Here is a 4,987-nt window from a genome sequence, read left to right on the forward strand (position 1 = left end):
CTTCACGTCGACCGTGATCTTGCGCGAGAGGTCGCCGTTGGCGACGGCGGTGGTCACCTCGGCGATGTTGCGAACCTGGCCGGTCAGGTTGGCGGCCATCAGGTTGACGTTGTCGGTCAGGTCCTTCCAGGTGCCGGCCACGCCCTTCACCTGCGCCTGGCCGCCCAGCTTGCCCTCGGTGCCGACTTCGCGGGCCACGCGGGTCACTTCCGAGGCGAACGAGCCCAGCTGACCCACCATGGTGTTGACGACCTTGCCGATGCGCAGGAACTCGCCGCGCAACGGACGTTCCTCGTTCTCCAGGTCCATCGTCTGGCTGAGGTCGCCCTTGGCGGTGGCGCCGATCACCCGGGCCATTTCGGCGGTCGGATGGACCATGTCGGTGATCAGATTGTTGACCGCGTCGACGCTGGCGGCCCACGAGCCGGTGGCGCCCGGCAGGCGGGCGCGATGGTTGATCTTGCCCTGCTTGCCGACGACGTCGCCGAGGCGCTCGAACTCTTTCGACATTTGATCGTTCAGATTGACGGCGTCGTTGAAAGCCTCGGCCAGTTCGCCGTCCAGGCCGGACAGGTCGGTCGGCAACCGCACCGAGAAGTCGCCGCGCCGAAAGGCGCGCAAGGCGGCCAGAAGCTGGTGGTTGTCGAGCCCGCGCTGCTGCGCCTTGGACTGTGCCGCCGGCATAGGAATACTCCACGTCGAAACCGTTCGATCTACGTGGGCGGCGCTCGTGGGAAGCCGATTTCGGCGTTGAAAGCGCTCTGCCGCGCTCGACGTCCTGTCCCGGATTCCCTTGCCCCTCCCCGAAACGGTCCAACGCAGGGAAAATTCTTTGGTTCCGCTCTCATGGTGAAGCTCTTCACCGATGGACGGCGGTGGTCGCTATCGCGCCATTTTCGCGCGGGCCGAGGCCTCGACGCGTTCAACCCCGCGCAGGGCGTCGCCGGAGGCCTCCAGCTGGCTCTTGAAGGCGTGCAGGTCGCCGGTGTCGATTCGGCGGACCTTCTTGTCGCGCGCCCATTCCAGCCCGATCATCTGGCCGAGCCGGCAGGCCTTGGGCAGCAGGGCCGTCCGCTCGGCCGGACCGCCCCGGGTCAGCAGCTTGCCGACAATGTCGTTCCAGTTCGGCGAGCCGGAAAAGCAGAACGGCAGGTGATCGCACTCGCCGGTCCAGAACCGCTTGTACCAGCGCTGGTGCAACGACGTATCGAACCGCAACGCAGCCGAATCGATCTGGGCCCGGCAGTCGGCGCGGACATAGTCCTGCGCCTGAGCCGCCCCCGCCAGGCCGCAGCCCAGCATGAGCGCAAACGCCGCCGCCCTCGCCGCCCACGCCGCCATGCCTCAGACCGTGCTGGCCATCGGCCCGTCAGCCCGCCCATCGACGAACTGGCGCACATAAGGATTGTCCGTGCGGTCCAGCTCGGCCGGGGCGCCGCGCCAGACGATCTTGCCGGCGTGCAGCATGGCGATCTCGTCGCCGATCGTCCGGGCCGAGGCCAGGTCGTGGGTGATCGACACCGCCGTGCAGCCCAGGCCCTTCACCTGGTCGACGATCAGCTCGTTGATGGCCGCCGAGGTGATCGGGTCCAGGCCCGTGGTCGGCTCGTCGAAGAAGATGATCTCGGGACTGGCCACCACCGCCCGGGCCAGGCCGACCCGCTTCTGCATGCCGCCCGACAGCTCGGACGGATAGGAATCGGCGACATGGGCGCCCAGGTGAACGCGGCCCAGGGCCTCGATCGCCCGCGCCTTGGCCTCCTTGCGGGGCACGCCGTCGGCGTTGATCAGCCGGAAGGCGACGTTCTCCCAGACGCTGAGGCTGTCGAACAGCGCCGCGCCCTGGAACAGGACGCCGATGCGCTCGAACAGCTTGCGACGCGACGCGCCGCTCACGCCGATCAGGTCCTCGCCGTCGACCAGCACCTGGCCGGCGTCGGGGCGCACCAGACCCATGGCGACCTTGATGGTCACCGACTTGCCCTGGCCGGACCCGCCGATGATCACCAGCGACCGCCCCGCCGCGACGCTGAGGTCCAGACCGTCCAGGACCGGCCCGTCGAAGCGCTTGCGAACGCCCTTCCATTCAAGTTTGGGGATCTCGGTCATGCGTGCGTGAACAGCGTTGTGAGGAAATAGTCGGAGGCGAAGATCAGGATCGCCGAGGACACCACCGCATGGGTGGTCGCCCGGCCCACGCCCCGCGCGCCGCCCTTGGCGTTGTAGCCGTGGTAGCAGCCCATCAGGGCGACGATGAAGCCGAACACGGCCGCCTTGATCAGTCCCGAGCCGACGTCCCAGCCCTGGATGAAGTTCATGGTGTTGCGGACATAGATCGTCGAGTTGAAGTCCAGGATCCGCACCGCCACCAACCAGCCGCCGGCCACGCCGATGATGTCCGCGACCAGGGTCAGCAGCGGCAGCACCAGGGTCGCGGCCAGGAGACGCGGCGCGACCAGATAGCGGAACGGGTCGGTCGACAGGGTGCGCATGGCGTCGATCTGCTCGGTGGCGCGCATGGCTCCGATCTCGGCGGCGATGGCGGCCGAGACCCGTCCGGCCAGCATCAGGGCCGCCAGAACGGGCCCCAGCTCCCGCGTGATGCCCAGGGCGACGATCTGCGGCATCACCTGCTCGGCGTTGAACCGTCCGCCGCCGGTATAGATGTTCAGGCCCAGGGCCGCGCCGGTGAAGATCGCCGTCAGGCCCACGACCGGCAGCGAGAAGAAGCCAATGGCGACCAGCTGGCGCAGCAGTTGGACGGGGAACCACGGCGGGCTGAACACCGAGATCACGCCGCGCAGGGCGAAGACCCCGACCCCGCCCACCATGCGCAAGGCGCCCAGCGTCGAGCGGCCGATGGTGCGCAGAGGCTTGAAGACCGCGGGGATCGCCGCGTTGGCCGCGGCCATCTCAGTAGCTGTCCGGAGCCGTGGCGGCGGGGTTCGCCGCGGGTGCGCCGGCGGCCGGCGCGGCGTTGCCGGCCCCGCCGTCGCCTTGCGGCCGCATCACCGAACCGATCAGGCCGAACAGGTCGACCGCGCCCTGGGTGTTGTCGATCTCGCCGCCCGGCTTGATGTCGTCGGCCGCGCCGCCGGGGGCGATCGCCACATGGACGCCGCCCAGCAGGCTGTCGCTGGTGATCTTGGCGGTGGAGTCGGACGGCAGCTTGACGTCGGGGTCCAGGCTGAGCTTCGTGACCGCCAGATAGGTCTTGGGATCCAGGCTGATCTGCGAAACCGTGCCGACCTTGACGCCCGCGACGCTGACCGCCGCGCCCGGCGCCAGCGAGCCGACCTGGCCAAACTTGGCCGTGACGTCATAGCCGCCCGGCTTGCTGCCGACGCCGCCGACGGTCAGCGAATAGACCAGGAAACCCGCCGCCAGGACGAGAACGAGGAGACCCATCAGGGTCTCGGCCCATTGTTCGCGCAAGCCCTTTATCCTTTCGAAGCCCTGCGAGGCCGGCCGCCCGAACGGCCGCCTCGTCCCTGTTGTTATCGCGAAGCGGGACGCTGGGCGTCCCGCTGCAACTGGCTGATCAACACGTCGATATTGCCGCCGGCGTTATCGATGGTCGAAACGAAGTCCTGCTGCTGGGTGATCGCCAGCCACACGCCCTTGAACTGAACGTCGACGACCTTCCAAGAGGTTCCGCCGCCCATCACCCGCCAGGCCACCGGGAGCGGCTGGCCGACCTGGCCACCCGAGATCGTGGTGTTGACGATGACGTCGCCCGGCTTGCGGACCGTCGAGCCCGTCACCTTCAGGACTTCGCCGTGATAGTCGCTGATGCGATTCTGGTACACGCTTTCCGCATAGACGCGGAACGCCGCCGCGAACCGCTGGCGCTGGTCGGGCGTGACGGTGCGGGCGTACTTGCCGAGCACGAAATTAGTGATCCTCGGCACGTCGGCCAGTTGGTCGATCGCCTGATGGAAGGTCGCCTTTTTCTGGGCGATGCTCTGGTTCTTGTCGGCCAGGACCGTGATCACCCGCTGGGCGCGCGTCTGCACGAACTGTTCGGCCTGGGGGTCGCGCGCCGCCTGGGCGGAGGCGGCGCCCGCCTGGCCCAGGGCGCCGAGGCCAACCAGGGCGACCAGGGCCATCTGGGCGAAGCGGCGGGTGGGGCGAGCGTCAGTCATGGGCGTTTCCGGCGAATTCATTGGGATGGTTCGGAGGGAGCGGGCGGCGCGGAGGCGGGCTCCGCGGCGGGGGCGGAGTCGGCCGGGAAGTCGCTGTCGAAATCGGGCAAGGCCTGCACCTCGCCCGTGGCTTCCCGGATGAAGGCTTCGCGGTACTGGCCATAGGCCGAACGCGCGGTCACATAGGGATCGGTGGCGTCGTCCAGCGCGCGGAAGGCGGTGTCGGCCCGCGCGCGGGTGTCGACCGTCTGCACGCCCAGGCGAGCGGCCCCGAAGGTGGTCGTATAGCCGCCGCCGACGATGCCGACCGGGTCCGTAAAGAAGTCCAGCACGCGGCCGACGCCGTCACGGAAGTTCGACGGGCCAATGACCGGCACGTAGAGATAGGGGCCGGGCCGGACGCCGTAGCGGCCGAAGGTCTGGCCGAAGTCGGCGTCGTGGGCTTTCAGCCCCATGCCGCTGGCCACGTCCCAGATGCCCAGGACCCCGATCGTGGAATTGATCAGGAAGCGCGCCGACGAGCGGCCGGCCCGCTTGGGCTTGCCCTGCAGGATGTCGTTCACCGTCGTGCTCGGCTCGCCCAGGTTGTAGACCACCGCGCTGACGCGGCGACGCAGCGGGCTGGGAGTCGCCGCCATGTAGGCGTGGGCGACCGGACGGAGCACAGCACGGTCCAGGCCCATGCTGACGCCGAAGCTGCCGCGGTTGAAGCCTTGCAGCGGGTCGTAGGCGGTGTCGATGGAATCGGCGCTCGCCACTGGCGCGGCCACCAATGGCGGCGGCGGTTCGGCGGGGGGGGGGGTTGGGGGGGGGGGGTCGCGACGCCGCCAACCGCGCCGGAC

7 protein-coding genes are annotated in these 4,987 nt (G+C 69.0%); all 7 read right to left on the reverse strand.

Translation table 11 applies throughout. From position 1 onward, the window contains the following. Positions 1-684 (reverse strand): HAMP domain-containing protein (locus AC07NX_RS18140; protein WP_494643664.1); only part of this gene is annotated, 684 nt, incomplete at its 3' end. 198 nt (positions 685-882) lie between these two features. After that, on the reverse strand, positions 883-1,341 hold the full coding sequence (locus AC07NX_RS18145; protein WP_494643666.1) for a hypothetical protein: 459 nt from the start codon (positions 1,339-1,341) through the stop codon (positions 883-885). A gap of 3 nt (positions 1,342-1,344) precedes the next feature. Continuing rightward, the gene (locus AC07NX_RS18150) at positions 1,345-2,109 is read right to left on the reverse strand and encodes an ATP-binding cassette domain-containing protein (protein ID WP_035091864.1); all 765 of its coding nucleotides are present in this window, start codon (positions 2,107-2,109) and stop codon (positions 1,345-1,347) included. Continuing rightward, a complete protein-coding gene (locus AC07NX_RS18155) occupies positions 2,106-2,912 on the reverse strand; it encodes an MlaE family ABC transporter permease (RefSeq protein WP_494643667.1) in 807 nt (268 codons plus the stop codon). The genes AC07NX_RS18150 and AC07NX_RS18155 overlap by 4 nt, the downstream gene beginning before the upstream one ends. Before the next feature lies 1 nt (position 2,913). Continuing rightward, positions 2,914-3,435 carry an outer membrane lipid asymmetry maintenance protein MlaD gene (mlaD, locus tag AC07NX_RS18160; protein WP_494643668.1) on the reverse strand — a complete coding sequence of 174 codons (522 nt, stop codon included), beginning with the start codon at positions 3,433-3,435 and terminating at the stop codon, positions 2,914-2,916. 62 nt (positions 3,436-3,497) lie between these two features. Beyond that, on the reverse strand, positions 3,498-4,145 hold the full coding sequence (locus AC07NX_RS18165; protein WP_494643669.1) for an MlaC/ttg2D family ABC transporter substrate-binding protein: 648 nt from the start codon (positions 4,143-4,145) through the stop codon (positions 3,498-3,500). Between the two features lie 17 nt (positions 4,146-4,162). Beyond that, the coding region (locus AC07NX_RS18170) for an MlaA family lipoprotein (protein WP_494643671.1) at positions 4,163-4,987 on the reverse strand (825 nt) is incomplete at its 5' end.

The organism is Caulobacter sp. GW821-FHT09A05 (assembly GCF_059418465.1).

Coding starts and splice junctions, on each gene's coding strand:
- AC07NX_RS18165 (WP_494643669.1), bottom strand. CDS start 4,145: ATGACTGACGCTCGCCCCACCCGCCGCTTCGCCCAGATGGCCCTGGTC.
- AC07NX_RS18155 (WP_494643667.1), bottom strand. CDS start 2,912: ATGGCCGCGGCCAACGCGGCGATCCCCGCGGTCTTCAAGCCTCTGCGC.
- AC07NX_RS18145 (WP_494643666.1), bottom strand. CDS start 1,341: ATGGCGGCGTGGGCGGCGAGGGCGGCGGCGTTTGCGCTCATGCTGGGC.
- AC07NX_RS18150 (WP_035091864.1), bottom strand. CDS start 2,109: ATGACCGAGATCCCCAAACTTGAATGGAAGGGCGTTCGCAAGCGCTTC.